Source organism: Sphaerisporangium siamense (assembly GCF_014205275.1).
GTDB classification, from domain to species: domain Bacteria; phylum Actinomycetota; class Actinomycetes; order Streptosporangiales; family Streptosporangiaceae; genus Sphaerisporangium; species Sphaerisporangium siamense.
Genome location: NZ_JACHND010000001.1, coordinates 8,160,567 through 8,176,931, shown reverse-complemented (window position 1 = coordinate 8,176,931; position 16,365 = coordinate 8,160,567). Strand labels below are relative to the sequence as shown.

General features: G+C 73.2%; 13 protein-coding genes. 9 read left to right on the top strand and 4 right to left on the bottom strand.

What is annotated here, in order from left to right:
- Positions 1–180: 180 nt before the first annotated feature.
- The gene (locus BJ982_RS36890) at positions 181–426 is read left to right on the top strand and encodes a hypothetical protein (protein WP_184887871.1); all 246 of its coding nucleotides are present in this window, start codon (positions 181–183) and stop codon (positions 424–426) included.
- Positions 427–479: 53 nt separating this feature from the next.
- Here the strand turns inward: BJ982_RS36890 and BJ982_RS36885 are convergent, their stop codons facing one another.
- The 3 genes from BJ982_RS36885 to cofD form a co-directional block, all read right to left on the bottom strand.
- A complete protein-coding gene (locus BJ982_RS36885; protein ID WP_184887869.1) occupies positions 480–1,055 on the bottom strand; it encodes a GNAT family N-acetyltransferase in 576 nt (191 codons plus the stop codon).
- A 488-nt stretch (positions 1,056–1,543) separates the two neighbouring features.
- Positions 1,544–2,815 (bottom strand): coenzyme F420-0:L-glutamate ligase, encoded by a 1,272-nt coding sequence (locus BJ982_RS36880; RefSeq protein ID WP_184887868.1) that lies wholly within the window; start codon positions 2,813–2,815, stop codon positions 1,544–1,546.
- A complete protein-coding gene (cofD, locus tag BJ982_RS36875) occupies positions 2,812–3,738 on the bottom strand; it encodes a 2-phospho-L-lactate transferase (protein ID WP_184887866.1) in 927 nt (308 codons plus the stop codon). The genes BJ982_RS36880 and cofD overlap by 4 nt, the downstream gene beginning before the upstream one ends.
- A gap of 214 nt (positions 3,739–3,952) precedes the next feature.
- Here cofD and BJ982_RS36870 point away from each other — a divergent pair, with 214 nt between their 5' ends.
- The 4 genes from BJ982_RS36870 (at position 3,953) to BJ982_RS36855 (ending at position 12,084) form a co-directional block, all read left to right on the top strand.
- The gene (locus tag BJ982_RS36870; RefSeq protein WP_184887864.1) at positions 3,953–6,301 is read left to right on the top strand and encodes a hypothetical protein; all 2,349 of its coding nucleotides are present in this window, start codon (positions 3,953–3,955) and stop codon (positions 6,299–6,301) included.
- A 280-nt stretch (positions 6,302–6,581) separates the two neighbouring features.
- Complete coding sequence (locus tag BJ982_RS36865; RefSeq protein WP_184889896.1) at positions 6,582–6,824, top strand: WhiB family transcriptional regulator; 243 nt, start codon at positions 6,582–6,584, stop codon at positions 6,822–6,824.
- A 287-nt stretch (positions 6,825–7,111) separates the two neighbouring features.
- Positions 7,112–10,192 (top strand): glycosyltransferase family 2 protein, encoded by a 3,081-nt coding sequence (locus tag BJ982_RS36860; RefSeq protein ID WP_239122691.1) that lies wholly within the window; start codon positions 7,112–7,114, stop codon positions 10,190–10,192.
- A 386-nt stretch (positions 10,193–10,578) separates the two neighbouring features.
- A complete protein-coding gene (locus tag BJ982_RS36855) occupies positions 10,579–12,084 on the top strand; it encodes a DUF5719 family protein (protein WP_239122692.1) in 1,506 nt (501 codons plus the stop codon).
- A gap of 150 nt (positions 12,085–12,234) precedes the next feature.
- Here BJ982_RS36855 and BJ982_RS36850 read toward each other — a convergent pair whose 3' ends face one another.
- Positions 12,235–12,678 (bottom strand): metallopeptidase family protein, encoded by a 444-nt coding sequence (locus tag BJ982_RS36850; RefSeq protein WP_184889895.1) that lies wholly within the window; start codon positions 12,676–12,678, stop codon positions 12,235–12,237.
- A gap of 436 nt (positions 12,679–13,114) precedes the next feature.
- Here BJ982_RS36850 and BJ982_RS36845 point away from each other — a divergent pair, with 436 nt between their 5' ends.
- From BJ982_RS36845 to BJ982_RS36830, 4 genes are all read left to right on the top strand, one after another.
- Complete coding sequence (locus BJ982_RS36845) at positions 13,115–13,480, top strand: DUF3499 domain-containing protein (RefSeq protein WP_114031452.1); 366 nt, start codon at positions 13,115–13,117, stop codon at positions 13,478–13,480.
- Between the two features lie 191 nt (positions 13,481–13,671).
- The gene (locus BJ982_RS36840) at positions 13,672–15,036 is read left to right on the top strand and encodes a phosphomannomutase/phosphoglucomutase (RefSeq protein WP_184887858.1); all 1,365 of its coding nucleotides are present in this window, start codon (positions 13,672–13,674) and stop codon (positions 15,034–15,036) included.
- 2 nt (positions 15,037–15,038) lie between these two features.
- Positions 15,039–15,212, top strand: a complete 174-nt coding sequence (locus BJ982_RS36835) for a Trm112 family protein (protein WP_184887856.1) — start codon at positions 15,039–15,041, stop codon at positions 15,210–15,212.
- Positions 15,209–16,330, top strand: coding sequence for an SIS domain-containing protein (locus tag BJ982_RS36830; RefSeq protein ID WP_239122693.1), 1,122 nt, complete (start codon positions 15,209–15,211; stop codon positions 16,328–16,330). The genes BJ982_RS36835 and BJ982_RS36830 overlap by 4 nt, the downstream gene beginning before the upstream one ends.
- Positions 16,331–16,365 lie beyond the last annotated feature (35 nt).

Sequence of the window (16,365 nt, the reverse complement as noted above, 5' to 3'; positions counted from 1 at the left end):
CCGCCCGGGCTGTGCCCATCGGCGGCAAGCCCCCGAACCCCCGGCGAGGGGCCCCGGCCCCTCCCGCTCCCCGGGACACGGGCCACCGCACCTGCCGCAGGTCTTGACAGCGACCGCTGTGCCAGTTGCCGCGCGAATCTGTTTCCGGCGCCGGTGGAAACGCGAATGTAGATTCGTGGCATGAGTGCCGGGCGTGCGTATGAGGAGCTCAATCCCCTGATGGATCGACTTTCGCTCGACCAGGCATGCCGGCCTGTGGACCCGGTCGAAGCAAACCCGGAACCGGCGGCGGCAGTAGAGCGACACCGTTCCGAGCCGGTCCGGCGGCGGCGCCTGTCGATCACTGGGATCGGCGCGTCCGGGGAGGGCGATCTCTCGGAACGGGTCGAAGATCTACTCGCGGAGCGGTTCGATCGAACCGAGTGAGTTTCCGCCCTGCTGAACGCACGCCTGTGAACGTGCAGTGCGGTGAGGCCGAGTCACGCGTCCGGCGGCTGTGCCGTGGGGTTCCACTCACGCCGGAGCATCGCGTAGACGAGCTCGTCGCTCCACTCGCCCTTGAAGATTTCGTTCTCCACGTGATGGGCCTCGCGGCGCATGCCGAGGCGCTCCATCAGCCTGGCCGAAGGGGTGTTGCGAGCGTCGCAGCGGCCGTAGATCCGGTGCAGGCCGAGATCCTCGAAGCCAAGGCGCAGGATTTCCCGGGACGCCTCGGTGGCGAGCCCGCGCCCGTGGTGGTCCGGATGGAACACGAAACCGATCTCACCTTGACGGTGCTCGGCACTCCGCCAGAAGAGCGTGAGGTCACCGACCAGCGCCCCGGTCTCGCGCAGTTCGGCACCGATGTTCAGCGCGTCACCGCCTTCACGCAGCTCTGCCCAGCCGATCTTGTTCTTCAAGGCAGCCCTGGTCTCCTCGCGCGTACGTGCGTCCCAGTAGAGAAACCGGGCGACGTCGGGACGCGAGTGGAAGGAGTACAAAGCATCGAGGTCGTCCATGGTGAAGGGACGAAGCAGCAACCGAGCCGTTTCAAGCGGATACGAAGGCTTCAGCACCCGACAACACTATGTGCCTTCCCAGCTCACGCGCCTCTGGATATATCTCACCGAGCCTCCTCGAACATGATCAAGGCACCCGGCGGCGAAGAGCCCTCGCGCTTCCCGACATCGGCCACCGCACCCTTCGGGCGCCGGCGGGCAGCGCGCTCCACCTACTTGATCGGGTTGGCCGGGGATTCAAGCCAGACATACTGGCTGTCCGGTGTGACGGTCATCCCGAATCGATCCCGGCCAGGGCAGCCCCATTCCACCCACGCGAAAAATGCGGCCTCAACCTCATTCCAGAGATCACGTTCGCCCTGCTGGCGGACCTCTTTCCCGACGATGACTCAAGGGTGCTCAGGGCGGTGCCCGCGTCCGGGGAGCGGGAGGGGCTGGGGCCCCTCGCCGGGGGTTCGGGGGCTTGCCCCCGATGGACGCAGCCCGGGCGACTTTTGCGCGAAGCGCAGCCTTCGCCCGGACCATTCCTCAGCGCGGCGGCACACTCAGCGGGTGAGGATGAAGTCGGTGGGGTGGCGTGGGGGGCGGTCGGGGGGTGGGGCTGTGGGGTGGCCTATGGCTACGGTGCCCATGGGGTCCCAGGTTTCGGGGAGGTCGAGGACTTCTCTGACCACATCGCGGCAGAACATCGTTGAGGAGACCCAGGCGGAGCCGAGACCCTCGACGGCGAGGTGGACGAGGAAGTTCTGGACTCCGGCGCCCATGGCGACGACGAACATCTCGCGTTCGGCCGCGTTGCGGCGGTCGTCGGGGTAGGTGTGGGAGCCGTCCATGACCAGGCAGGGGACGGCCAGGTAGGGGGCGCGGCGCAGGACGTCGCCGCGTCGTACCCGGCGGGCGATGGACTCCTCGGTGAAGCCGGTGGCGCGCAGGTCGCGCACCCAGGCGGCGAGCATGGCGTCGAGGAGCTTCTCGCGCGTGGAGGCCGTCTCCAGCAGCACGAACCGCCACGGGGTGGTGTGGTGCGGGGCGGGGGCGCTGATGGCGGCGCGTACGGCGCGGGTCACCGCCGCGGGGTCGACCGGCTCGGCCGAGAACTCGCGGATCGTGCGCCGCGCGAAGAGCACGTCGGCGGAGCCGTACCGGAACATGTCCTCGTCGGCGGGGCGGACGAGGGGACGCACGCCGGGGCCGTCCTCGTCGGTGACCAGGTGGGACAGGCCACGGACGATCGCCACGGGCACGCCGTCGAGCTTGCCCTTCACCAGTTCGGCCGCGGCGGCGATCTCGTCGACGAGCGCGGTGAGCGTGGCGACGAGCGGGTTGCCGTAGCCGTCGGACATGCCGCGGAAGTCGGCGAAGGGACGCACGCCCGCCGCGCCGATGGCCACGTCGGTGAGGCCGTTGCGCCAGGGCCGGCCGAAGGTGTCGGAGAGGATCACGCCGGCCTTGGCGGCGAGCCCCGCGCGGATGCGGCGGGCCGAGGCGTCGGGGTCGTCGGGCAGGAGCAGGACGGTGCCGGGCTCGGTGTTGGAGGCGTCGACGCCCGCGGCGGCCATGACGAACCCGTGCCGGGTCTGGGAGATGACGGTGTCGCCGCGCCGGGCGACGACGCGCTGGGTCTCCTCGGCGATGGCCCGGGTGCGGTCGTCGTCGCGCCGCACGCGGCCCTCGGCCTTGCTCACGATCTTGGAGGTGACGACGAGGATGTCGCCGTCGGCGAGTTCGGGAGCGGCCCGGGTGATGAGCGCGGCGAGGTCGTCGCCGGGGCGCACCTCGGGCAGGCCCGGGACCGGATGGATCTCGACGGCGCTCATCCGGCGAGCTCCAGCGCGGCGCGGGCGATCGCGGTAGTGGCGTCGAGGTCGGTCATCAGCAGGGGCCTGGCCTGGACGCGGACGCCGTCGAGCCGGACGCCGGCGTCCTCCTCGGCGACGAGCCACCCGTCGAGCAGCCGCGCGCCGTACAACTCCAGGACGGCCTGGGCGGTGGTCTCGACGCCGATGGCGGTGAGACAGGCGTCGGCCATGCCGCGCACGGGGGCGCCGCCGATGATGGGGGAGACGCCGACCACGGTCTTCTCTTCGAGCGCGTCGCGGATGCCGGGGATCTGGAGGATCGTCCCGATGCTGACGACCGGGTTGGACGGCGGGAGCACCACGACGTCGGCCGCGCCGATCGCCTCGATCACACCGGGCGCGGGCTTGGCCTGCTCGGCGCCCACCAGGGCGATCTGCCGGGCCGGGATCGAGGCGCGCAGCCGCACCCACCATTCCTGGAAGTGGATGGCGCGCCTGCCCCGCTCGTCCTCGATGATGACGTGCGTCTCGGCGCGGTCGTCGGTCATGGGGATGAGCCGCACGCCCGGCTGCCAGCGCGCGCACAGGGCCTCGGTGACGGCCGAGAGGGGGTAGCCGGCGTCGAGCATCTGGGTGCGCACGATGTGCGTGGCGAAGTCCTTGTCGCCGAGGCCGAACCATTGCGGCTCCATGCCGTAGGCGGCGAGCTCGGCCTTGACGGTGTGGCTCTCGCCGGCCCGGCCCCACCCTTGTTCCTCGTCGATGCCGCCGCCGAGGGTGTACATGACGGTGTCGAGGTCGGGGCAGACGCGGAGGCCGAAGAGGGTGATGTCGTCGCCGGTGTTGCCGATGACGGTGATCTCGGCGTCGGGGGCCGCGGCGCGCAGGCCGCGAAGGAAGCGGGCGCCGCCGATTCCCCCTGCTAGGGACACGATGCGCATGATGTCAAGTGTTCCATTGCCATCTTCTCGCCACGTCCGGGGCCGGGGTGGTGGCCGTCCATGCCGGGCGTAACCGCAGCTCAGACGCCCATGACCTGGGTAAATCGCGGAGATCGGTGCCTTATGTGGTTTGTGAGGTTGTTGAGTCTGGCGCCCTGAAAGTGGGCACATGTGCGAAACTGCGACTGCCGTATGAACCCATCGGGGGGTAGTTGTGGTCAAGGTCGAGCCAGGACGGCTGCGGGAGCCGGCGGCGTGGATCATGCTCGCGGTGGTGTGCGCTGAGGTACTGACCGGCGCGTGGAACCTGGTCGCCGGTACCGAGGGACTGTCCTTCGGGCTGCGCTCGGCCCTGGTCCTGCTCTCGCTGCTCTCCCCGGTCAACGTCGCGCTGGCCATCGGGGCGGTCGTCCTCGTCACCCGGTTCGGCGACCCGCTCCCGCGTGCCCGCCTGGTCAACCTCGTCGCGGTCGCGGCGCTCGGGCTCATGGCGCTGCTCGGACTGGTGACCCTGGTCGGCGTGCTCACCGGCGGCTCCGGCACGGTCGAGCGTCTGGTGACCGGCCTCGCCTGCCTGGCGCTGGTCGCCGTTGGCCTGGTCTACGGCCTCTCGGTGCTCCAGCCCGCCCGGCCCCGCGCCAATGCCTACGGCGCGCGCCCCGGTGAGGCGCCCGCCGGCTTCCCCGGCGCGTACGGCCCCCCACCCGGAGGGTACGCCGAGCAGCCCGGCGGCTTCGGCCCGCCGCCCGGCGAGAACGGCCCGTACGGAGGCCGTCCCGACCAGCCGCCCTACGGACCGCCCCAGAACGCCCCGGCCGGCGGGTTCCCCGCGGCCCCCGGCGGTCAGCCTCCGGGCGGGCCGGTTTCCGGCGGTCAGCCTGCCGGTGCTCCGGTTCCCCCGGGCCAGGTCCCGCAGGCGCACCCCACCCACGTTCCCCCGGTCCAGGCGCCTCTGGCCCAGGCCGCGGAGGCCGCGCCGAACGCGCCCGGCTCGGGGCTTCCCGCGCTTCCCCCCGCCTCGTACGCCCCGCAGCAGCCCTACGGCGGCGCCCCCGCCGAGACCTACGCCGCCGCGCAGGGCGCGCCGGACCCGTACCAGCAGCAGTACGCACGGCAGAACCCGCCGTCCGGCGACCAGCCGTACCCGCCGCAGGGGGAGCCGCAGTACCACGGCGACCCCCGTTTCGCCGGCGAGCAGCCGCAGTTCCCGCCGCAGGGCGAGCAGCCGTACGCCCCGCAGGGCGACCAGCCGTACGGCCGGCCGGGGGAGCGGCAGCCGTACGCCGCCGCGGGGGAGGCGGCCCCCGGGACCGGGGCGTACGCGCCGCAGCACTCGCAGCCGATCGACATCCACACGCCGACCGTCCGGCAGGAGAAGAGCTACTCCTCGCCCCCCTCGGCCGCGCCGCCGGCCGACGGGCAGCCGGGGCAGGGAATGGGCGCCTTCGGGCAGCCCGCCGCGTCGGTGTACGCGCCGCAGACCTCCGACCCCTCGTACGGGCAGGGCTCGCACGCGCCCCAGGCGTCCTCTCCCTACGCCGCTCAGGGGGGCGACTTCGGCAACGCCGACGCGTTCACGACCGGCGCGCGCCAGGCTCTGCCGCAGCACTCCGCCGGGGACCAGGCTCCTCAGGGGGCGACGGGCGCGCCCGCGGCGTCCTATGGCCAGACCGGCCCGCAGGTCAGCCCCCTGGACCCGGCATACGGCCAGAGCGGACCGCAGGCGAACCCCTTGGACCCGGCGTACGGCCACACCGGGCCGCAGGCGAGCCCGCTGGACGCGCCGTACGGGCAGACGGGACCGCAGGTCACCCCTCTGGACGCGCCGTACGGTCAGACCGGTCCTCAGGTCAGCCCCCTGGACCCGGCCTACGGTCAGACCGCGCCGCAGGTCAGCCCGCTGGACGTCCCGTCGTACGGTCAGACCGGGCCGCAGACCAGCCCGCTGGACGCGGCGTCCGCCCATCCTCAGGCGGGCGCGCCCTCCTGGACGGGTCAGCAGGGCCAGGGCGGGTACGCGGCCGGGCACGAGCAGTCCCCGCTGTACGCCGAGCCGGCGGACGCGCGCCGTCAGCAGCTCGCGCAGGCGTACCAGCAGGCGCAGAGCTACCAGCAGGCCCAGTCGGGCGACCCGGCGCAGCAGGGCGAGTACTCCGGCACGGGCGACACCGGGACGCACCCGGTGCGGGTGCCCGACTACACCGCCGGGTACGGCGGCGGCCCGCTCGGACATCCGCAGAACCCCGCCGACACGCCCGGCTACCCGCGCCCCGCGGCGGAGCAGTACCGGCCCCCGCAGGACCAGGGCCACCCCCAGGCCGGGCAGCAGAGCTGGGAGGACCGGCCCGCGGAGCGAACCGTCCGTTACGACCAGAAGACGTACCAACCGGACGTACTGGACGGCCCGCCACCCGCCCCGGCGCGGCAGCGGCAGGATGAGGCCATCGACCCCACGGCCATCTACGCCCCGGACCGCTCGGCAAGGCCGGAGGAAAGTCCTGGTAGAGATCAGGCCGGGCCGGGTGTGGACCAGGGAGCTCCTTGGTACGGTTCCGACCGCTGAGCCATCGAAGATCGAGGATCATGCGAGGTCGACGGGTCCCCTGGGTGGCGGCATATGCCCACGGGCCCGCATATCCCGCCGAGGCCCGCATACCGGGGTGAGCTGGTCTTTCCCCGGATACTGTCCTGCTGCTTGACGCCACACGCGGCACACGCGTGTAATTACAGCTGTGTTGTTACACCTTTCACTTGCTGGGTATTGAGGAAGGTGTTCAAAAAGGGGGGCTCCGTTGCGGGGCGGGCGGGCGATAAGCAGGAGGTGTGCAGTGGCCGACCTGGTCATGGCACAGATGCTCGGCGCGGAAGAGCTGGGATGGCAAGAGCGCGCGTTGTGCGCGCAGACCGATCCGGAGGCGTTTTTTCCGGAGAAGGGCGGTTCGACCCGCGAGGCGAAGAAGGTGTGCCGGTCCTGTGAAGTACGTGCGGAGTGTCTGGAATATGCGCTTCAGCATGATGAGAGGTTCGGCATCTGGGGGGGATTGTCCGAGCGTGAGCGTCGCCGTATCAAGCGTGAGGCCGGCTGAGATCCGCGGAGGCCGCGCCCACGCGCACACCATGTGAGACGACGCCGAGCGATCAAGGTCACGGCGGAGGGTCCGGGTCGAGGGAACCCTGACCGGCCGCCGGCGAGGGGGCCCGATCGTCGGCGCCGCGGACGTCCCGCCGCTCCCCGGATTCCGCTGGTGGACCGTGCCATCCGCCCACGTCGCGGATCGCCCGACCGGTTTCGCGGAGTGGCGGACCCGCCATGCCCGGGGTGCCGTATCGTGATCGGCGCAAGCCACACGAAACCTCCAAGGACACCACCTCCGTGCACCCGCAGCGCGCCACCGTCACCGCGATCGTCGTCGCCCATGACGGCGCCCGCTGGCTCAAGGAGACCTTGGAGGGGGTGCTACGGCAGTCGCGCCCCCTGGACCGTCTGGTCGGCGTCGACAACGGCAGCCGTGACGGAAGCCGCCGCATTCTCACCGACGCCTTCGGCGAGAGCGGCGTCCTCGCCCTTCCCCGTTCGACCGGGTTCGGCGAGGCCGTCGCCGAGGTGCTGGAACGCCTGCCGCGCGCGGGCGACGACGAGTGGATCTGGCTGCTGCACGACGACTGCGCGCCCGACCGCCACGCGCTGGAGGCTCTGCTCTGGGCCGCCTCCCAGGACAAGAAGGCCGTCATCCTCGGCCCCAAGCTGCGCGACTGGCTCGACCGCCGCCTCCTGCTCGAAGCGGGCGTCACGGTCGACCGCTCCGGCCGCCGCGACACCGGCCTGGAGGCCCGCGAGTACGACCAGGGCCAGCACGACGGCGTGAGGCAGGTGCTGTCGGTCTCCACGGCCGGCATGCTGATCCGCCGCGACGTGTGGGAGAAGCTCGGCGGGCTCGACCCCGGCCTCCCGCTGTTCCGGGACGACCTCGACCTGTGCTGGCGGGCCACCTCGGCCGGACACCACGTGCTCAACGTCACCGACGCCGTCGCCTGGCACGCCGAGGCCGCCGCCCGCCGCAGGCGCCGCATCACCGCAAGCACCGACCATCCCCGCAGGCTGGACCGCCGCAACGCCATGTTCGTGATCATGGCGAACCTGCCGTTCAGGTCCCTGGTGTGGTCGCTGCTGCGCAACACCGTGATGTCCCTGTTCCGCACGCTCCTGCTGCTGCTCGCCAAACAGCCGGCCAACGCGCTGGACGAGATCGTCGCGCTCTTCTCCCTCCTCACCTCGCCGCTCCGGCTCATGAAGGCCAGGAAGGCGAGGAAGCAGGGCAGGAAACAGGGCTACCTCCGGGTGAAGAAGCTGTTCACCCCGCCCGGCATGGCTTTCAGACGCCTCACCGACATGGTGCAGGGCTTCCTGTTCGGGTCCGGCCCGCTGGACTCGGCGGGACGGCACCACGCCGTGATCTCCGAGCCCAAGGGCGAGGAGGGGGACGAGCTCCTCACCGACACCGGGGTGCTGCAACGCGTCTTCGGCAACCCCGGCGTGCTGCTCGGCCTCGCCCTCGTGGCCGTCACGCTGGCCGCCGAGCGGTCGCTGCTCACCGGCGGGCTGCTCGGCGGCGGCGCGCTCGTGCCCGTCGCCGGCGGGGCCTCCGACCTGTGGCACTTCTACACCTCCGGGTACCACGCCGCCGGGCTCGGCTCGGACGGCTGGCCGCCCCCGTACGTCGCCGTCATGGCCGGGCTGTCGGCGCTCTTCCTCGGCAAGACCTGGCTCGCGGTGTCGGTGCTGCTGCTCGGCTGCGTGCCTCTGGCCGGGGTGTCGGCCTACGTCGCCACCCGTTCCATGATCTCCCACCCGCTGGCCCGGGTCTGGCTGGCCGCCTCGTACGCGCTGCTGCCCGTCGCCACGGGAGCCGTCGCCGCGGGACGCCTCGGCACCGCGGTCGTGTTCGTCCTGCTCCCCGCCTACGCCGCGCTCGCCTCCCGCGTCATCACCGCGGAACGCCGCCTCGCGCGCCGCGCCGCCTGGACGCTCGGCCTGCTGCTCGCCGTCGGCACCGCCTTCGCGCCCCTCGTCTACGTGCTCGTCGCCGCCGTGGCCGGGCTCGCCGCCGTGTCGTTCGGCGGGGTGCGGCGCGGCGTCGGGCTCTCCCTCGGCATCGCGATGGCCGTCCCCGTCGTCCTGCTGTTCCCCTGGCTCGCGCAGATCGTGACCCACCCCGGGCGCGTCCTGCTCGAAGCGGGGCTGCACGTCCCCGGCCTGGCCGATCCGCGCCTTCCCGCCGACGCCCTGCTGCTGCTCAACCCGGGCGGCCCGGGAGTGCCGCCGGTGTGGGCGACCGGCGGGCTCATCGCCGCCGCGCTCGCCGCCCTGCTGTTCCGGCGGCACAAGACCGTCGTGGTGGTGGGCTGGGGCGTCGCGCTGTTCGGGGTGCTGGTGGCCATCGTCGTCGCCCGCGTCTCGGTGGACGGCGTGCCCGCCTGGCCGGGGGTGCCGCTGGCCTTCGCGGCCACGGGCCTGATCGCCGCCGCCGCGCTCACCGGCCACCGTGTCATGGCGTTCGGCTCCGCGGGCGGGCTGCGCCGCGCCGCCGCCGTCCTCGTCGTGCTCGTCGCCTCCGCCACTCCCGTGGTGGTCGCGGGGCTGTGGGTGAAGGACGGCGTGAGCGGGCCGCTCAGGCGCGGGGTGCCGAGCGTGGTCAGCGACTACGCCGCCGCCACCACCGCGCCCGGCGGCGCCGCCGAGAGCACCGTGGTCATCCGCGCGGAGCCCGGCGGGCGCGTCGCCTTCACCCTGCTGCGCGGTCGCACGCCGCTGCTCGGCGAGACCGACCTGCCCGTGACCGACGCGATGCGCGCCCGCCTCACCGACGTCGTCGCGGGCGTCCTCTCGGGACGCGGCGGGGACGACGCGCTCACCCTGGCCGCGTACGGCGTCCGCTTCGTCGCCGTACCCGGCCCCGTCGATCCCGCGATCCAGCGGGCCCTCGACTCCGACCCCGCCCTGACCCGGGTCAACCTGTCGTCCGACGCCGGGCTGTGGAGCATGACCCGGCCGCTCGGGCGCGCCTACCTGCTCGGCCCGGACGGAGGGCGCACGCCCGTCGCCCTCACCGAGACGGCGGACGGCGCGCTGACGGCCACCGTGCCCAAGGGGCCCGCCGGGCGCGCGCTCGTGCTGGCCGAGCCCGCCGAGGGGTGGACGGCCGCGGCGGGCGGCTCCACGCTCGCGGGACGGGTCGTGGACGGCTGGGCGCAGGGCTTCGAGGCGCCCGCCGAGGGCGGTGCCGTGACGATCCGCCACGAGGCGTTCTGGCACGAGGTCTGGCTCTGGGCGCAGCTCGCGCTCGTCGCCCTGGTGCTGGTCTTCGCCGCGCCCGGCGCCCGCGGCGCCGAACCCGCCGAGGAGTACGCCGAGGCGCCCGTGGAACGCGAACCGGAGGGAGTGCTGGTCCGGTGACGGGGTGGCAGGAAGAACCCACCGAACTCCCGGAGGCTTTCCGCCCCGCGACACACCGGACACCAGGCCCCACCCCGGGGACGGGACCGGCGTCCGGGATGGGGTCGTGGCCGGGTGAAGGCCCCGTACCGGGCTCCCCACCGGATCCGATGGCAGGCTCCGGGGCGAGCTCCGCAACGGGCTCGGGGGCAGGCTCTACGACGGGCTCCGGACCCGGTTCCCCTTCCGGTGGGCGGGGTGGGACTCGGCGGGCCGGGGCTCGGCGGGCCGAGGGGCGAGGGGCGCGGCAGAAACGTGCCGCTGAGACGCCCGGAGGCCGCCGAGGGGGCTCGGGAGCGGCAAGAAAGGGCCGAGGCTCCGGAGCGGCGGGATTGGGCCGAGGGCTCGTGGAGAACCGCTTCGGGTTCCTGGGGCTTGTCATCGTCGCCCTGGGCGCGCTGTTCGGCGTCGCGTTCGTCACCCGGCCCGCCGCCGTCGCCGCGCCCGCCGCGACTCCTGGCAGGGTCGCCGTCGCCTCGGTCAGCGCCGTCTGCCCCGACCCCGCGGGAACGCGCGTGAGCGCCATCACGCCGCCCGGCGGCAAGGGCGTGGGCGTCGCCACGGTCACGGAGGTCTCGCCCGCCACGGTGGCGCAGGACGGCGCCACGGCGGGCGGGTCAGGCGCTCCGGCGGGCACGTCCGGCGCGAAGCCGGCCGGGTCCGGCGGGAAGCCGGCCGGGCAGGTCACGCTCGACCAGCCGGGGCGTCTCTGGCAGCGTGAGCTGCCCGTCAGGGCCGCCCCCGTGGAGATCTACGGCACCGGGGCGATGGCCGCGGGGCTGGAGGCCGCGCAGACCCGCCGCGAGAAGGACGGCGCGGCACGCGGGCTCGCCTCGGTGCGGTGCGCGGAGCCCGGCGCGAGCACCTGGTTCGTCGGCCCAGGCCCCGCCGCCGCCGACGTCATGCTGTACCTGACCAACGCCGACACCGCCCAGGCCGTCGTCACGATCATGGCGTACGCCGGCGAGGGCCCCGTGGTGGGCGACTCCGGCAACAGCCTGGTGCTCAAGCCCGGTGAGCACCGCGCGATCCGCATGCGCGACCTCGCGCCCTCGCCCCTGGTGATGGCCGTCGAGGTGCGCACCGTCAGCGGGCGCGTCGCGGCGTCCGCCCGCGCCGTGCTCGGCGCGGGCAAGGGCGCCGACTGGCTGCCCGTCTCGGCCGCCCCCGCCACGAGCGTCGTCATCCCCGGCATCCCCGGCGGAGGCGGCCCGCGCGAGCTGTTCGTCACCGCGCCCGGCGAGAGCGACACCGTCGTCCGGATCAAGGCGCTCACCGCGGACGGGTTCTACGCCATGAAGAACCGCGAGTCGCTCGACGTGCCCGCAGGCTCCACGGCCTCGCTCGACGTGACCACCGGCATCGGCGGCCAGCCGTCGGCGCTCGTGCTCACCGCGGACGTCCCGATCGTGGCCGGGCTGATGGCCACCGGCACGGGCGCCAAGCAGGACGTGGCGTTCAGCGCGGGCTCCCCGCCGATCGACGTCGGCAGCGTGGTCGCCGACAACCGGACCGGCAAGAAGGTGTCCTCGCGGCTGATCCTCTCGGCCCCCGCCGCGGCGGGGAAGGTGAGCGTGCAGGTCGTGCCCGCCAAGGGCGTCGCCCCCGCGCCCGTCGAGGTGGACATCCCCGCCGCCCGCACCAGGGAGGTCAAGCCGGCCGTCCCCGCGGGGCGAGGCGACTTCAGCCTGATCGTGCTGCCGCTGCCCGGCTCAGGACCGGTGTACGGCGGCCGGGTGCTGGACGAGAAGGCCCCCGACGGCCTGTACCTGACCACCCAGCCACTCGCCCAGGCGCGCACCTCGGCCCTCGTGCCCCCCATCGCCGAATCCACGGCCGTCGTCGTGCCGTGACAGCACCCCGCCCGGCCCGGTCGCAGAAATCCGGGGCCGGGCCGCGTCGTGACGCGATGCCATTCCTGATGCCCTGTTGTGATTCGCGTTCCTGACGCCCGGTCGTGAGGTTCGCGTCGGGACGTGCCGCCGTCGGACGGAGGGCAGGGCTCAGTGGCGGTCGTCGTAGCCGGGATCCACGGTGTCGGGGGAGAGGCCGAGCAGGTTCGCCACCTGCTCCACCACGACGTCGTGCACCAGCGCGCCCAGCGTGTCCCGGTCGCGCGCCCTGGCCTCCAGGGGACGGCGATAGACCACGACGACGGCCGGCGAGCCGCCCGCCGCGGGTTGCGCGCGGCCGAAGGGAATCGGGTCGGGGGAGAGCCGGACGGGCCCGTCGAGCAGTTCGTCCGACGGCGGGACCTCCTCGACGGCGAACTCGACCGCGGAGAGCTGGCCGCCCCACTTCGGCTTGAGACGGTCGACCGCGTCCAGCACGAAATCGTCGAAGCGCTCGCTGCGCGTCCGCGAGATGGGCACTTCCCGCGGAGCGAGCGGACCACGCATGCCGCGCCCGTGCCGGTCGCGCCGCCGCGGGCCGTTAGGGCGGGGCATGCCGCCTGAGGCCGGACTCACACAGCAAGACTAGATCAGTGCCTATGGCCTCGCTTCGCTCGGCGGGTTCGGGGCGCCTTTCAGGCGTGCCTATGGCCTCGCTTCGCTCGGCGGGTTCGGGGCGCCTTTGAGGCGGCGTTCTTCCGCCGTCGGAGGGAAGGGATCGTTCCTCACCCTTCCCTCCGACGGCTCCAGAACACCGCCGCGCCCCGAACCGGGCGGGCGGGGGAGGGAGGGACGTTCCGGCCCGGGAGCGTTCGCGGGGACGGGCGCGGAACGCGGGGGGCCATCGGTACGGCCATAGGGCCTACCAAAGGGGGTTCGTGGGGGTGCCCGGGGCCCGTAAATGCTCGGTAAGTGTCCGAATTGTGGCGACACGCTCGTTAAGAGGTGCCGGGTGGTGGCAATGTGAACGCGGACCGGATACGGTCCCTCCGTGAGCCCCGTCCGCAGCTGTTCCCGTACCGCCTGCAGGCAGCCTGCCGTCTTCACACTCACGTACGTCTACGCCGACTCCACGGCGGTTCTCGGCCCTCTGGCGACGTACGTCGAACCACACTGCTACGACCTGTGCGCGGACCACGCGGAGCGGCTGACGGCCCCGCGTGGGTGGGAGGTCGTCCGGCTGCCGTCGGAGGCGGGCCAGCCGAGCACCGACGATCTGGAGGCCCTGGCCAACGCGGTGCGCGAGGCCGCGAGGCCCGCGCCGTCGTCGGGTGAGCCCGTGGGTCAGGGGGTCGAGGTCGGTCGCAGGGGCCATCTGCGGGTGCTGCGGTCGGCCCAGCAGAACCGCGAGCGCTGAGGCCGTCCCGAGGGGTGCCGGCGTCCGGTCTTTACCACGCGTGGCTCCGCGCTTCGCATGGTTTCCCCAAACGTTCACCGAGGCCCGTGGCCGGATGAGGCCGCTGTCCACAGGCGCCACGGGTTCGTCGGCGGGCCCGGTGGAACACAGTAGGCTCGACCCGATGAGACGTGACTAGGGGCGGAGCGGCAGTGGGCGATCTTGCCAAGATCTTCAAGGCGTACGACGTCCGTGGCGTCGTGCCCGAGGAGTTGGACGAGCGCGCGGCCGAGGCGGTCGGCGCGGCCTTCGTCGAGGTGCTCGGCGCCGGTTCTCTCGTCATCGCCCGTGACATGCGCCCGTCGTCCGGCCCGCTGGCCGAGGCGTTCGCCCGGGGCGCCACCGGCCGGGGCGCGGAGGTGGTCGACACGGGGCTCGGCTCGACCGATCTGCTCTATTACGCGAGCGGCAGCCTGGGGTTACCCGGGGTGATGTTTACGGCCAGCCATAACCCCGCGCACTACAACGGGATGAAACTGTGCCGCGCGGGCGCCGTCCCGATGAGCGCGGAGACGGGTCTGACGCAGGTCCGCGACCGCGCCGCCGAACTGCTCGCCTCAGGGCCGGGCGGTCCGGGCGCGGGCTCCGGCGCGGGGGCGGTGGTTCGGCGGGATCTGCTGGACGGGTATGCCGCTCATCTGCGGGGGCTGGTCGATCTTTCGGGGATCAGGCCGCTCAAGGTGGTGGTGGACGCCGGGAACGGCATGGCGGGCCACACCGTGCCCACGGTCTTCGAGGGGCTGCCTGTCGAGCTCACGCCGCTGTACTTCGAGCTCGACGGCGATTTCCCCAACCACCCGGCCAACCCCCTTGAGCCGGACAATCTGCGCGACCTGCAGAAGGCCGTCCTGGACAAGGGCGCGGACGTCGGCCTGGCCTTCGACGGCGACGCCGACCGGTGCTGGGTGGTCGACGAGCGCGGCGAGTCGGTCTCGCCGTCGGCGATCACGGCGCTGGTCGCGGTGCGCGAGCTGGCCCGCCACCCCGGCGCCACGATCATCCACAACCTGATCACCTCGCGGGCCGTCCCCGAGATCGTCGCCGAGCACGGCGGCGTCCCGGTCCGCACCCGCGTCGGCCATTCGTTCATCAAGGCCGAGATGGCCCGCACGGGCGCCGTCTTCGGCGGCGAGCACTCCGCGCACTACTACTTCAAGGACTTCTGGTTCGCCGACTCGGGCATGCTGGCCGCGCTGCACCTTCTCGCCGCGCTCGGCGAGCGCGAGGCCCCTTTGTCCGACATGCTGGCGAGCTACTCCCGCTACGCCGCCTCCGGCGAGATCAACAGCACCGTGACGGACCAGGCGGCGGCCGTGGCGCGGGTCCGCGCCGCCTACGCCGGCCGTGCGGGCACGAGCACCGACGATCTCGACGGCCTCACGGTGTCGGGTCCCGGCTGGTGGTTCAATCTTCGTCCGTCCAACACAGAGCCGCTCCTCCGGCTGAACGCCGAGGGGGCGGACGAAACGCTGATGGCGGCGGTCCGCGACGAGGTCCTCGCCATCGTGAGGAGTTGACCGTGCAGATCGCAGACTGGCTGCTCGACATCCTGACCTGCCCGAACTGCAAGTCGCCGCTCACCCCCCTGTCCGAGGGCGACGAGCTGGCGTGTGCTTCGGAGAGCTGCGGGCTGATCTACCCCGTCCGCGACGACATCCCGGTGCTGCTGCTCGACGAGGCGCGCAAGGCGTGAGCTCGTTCGAGGCGGAGCGGCTGGACGACACGGCGTTCCTGACCGAGGGCGACCCGTCGGGCATGCTGCCCGCCGTGGCGACCTCCGGCGCGCAGGTGCGCACGTCCCATCGCGGCGCGCTGGAGGCGGGCGTGGCGCGGCTGTCGGCCGACGGGCGCCCGCGGGCGCTGGTCGTGGCGGGCATGGGCGGTTCGGCCGTCGCGGGCGACATGCTCGCGGCGGTGTGCGGCCCGGGCGTCCCGATTCCCATCGTGACCGTGCGGTCCTACCGGCTCCCCGGCTGGGTGGGGGCGGCCGACCTGGTGGTCGCGGTGTCCTCCTCGGGCACCACCGAGGAGACCCGCACGCTGGCCCTGGAGGCGGCGCGGCGCGGCTGCCGCCTGGTGACCGTCGGCCCGTCGCGCGCTCCGCTGGCGGCGATCGCCGAGCAGGCGTCCGGCCTTCATCTGCCTGTCGTCCCGGTGGCGGGCGCGGTGAGCGGGTCGCGCACGAACCTGTGGGGCGTGACCATGCCGCTGCTGGGCGTCGCCGCGGCGCTCGGGCTGGCCGACATCGGCCAGGACGCGGTGGAGGCCGCGGCCAAGCGCCTGGAGGACATCGCGCACCGCTGCCGCCCGTCGAGCGAGTCGTTCATCAACCCGGGCAAGACGCTGGCGCTGGAGCTGGCGGGCACGATCCCGATGATCTGGGGCACCTCGCCGCTGGCGGCCGCCGCCGCGCGCCGCCTGGCGTCCCAGCTCGGCGTGAACGCCAAGTACCCGGCCATCTGGGGCGAGATTCCGGAGGCCGGCCACGACCAGGTGGCGGCGTTCGAGGGCCCGCTGGCCGAGCGGGACGTCTTCGCCGACTCCTCCGCCACGACGCTGCGCCTGTTCCTCCTGCGCGACCTCGACGAGCATCCGCAGGTCGCCAAGCGGCGGGTGCTGTCGGCGGGGCTGGCGCGTGACCGGGGCGTGGCGGTCAGCGAGGTGACGGCCGAGGGGGCGCATCCGCTGGAGCGGCTGGCGTCGCTGGTCGGTCTCGCCGATTACGGGAGTGTGTACCTGGCACTGGGGTACGGCATCGATCCGGCTTCGGTGCGCGCCATCGTGGAACTTAAGTCGAGAATTTCACAATAAGATCTGCCGTGACCGCTTTGGCGGTCGGTCGATCG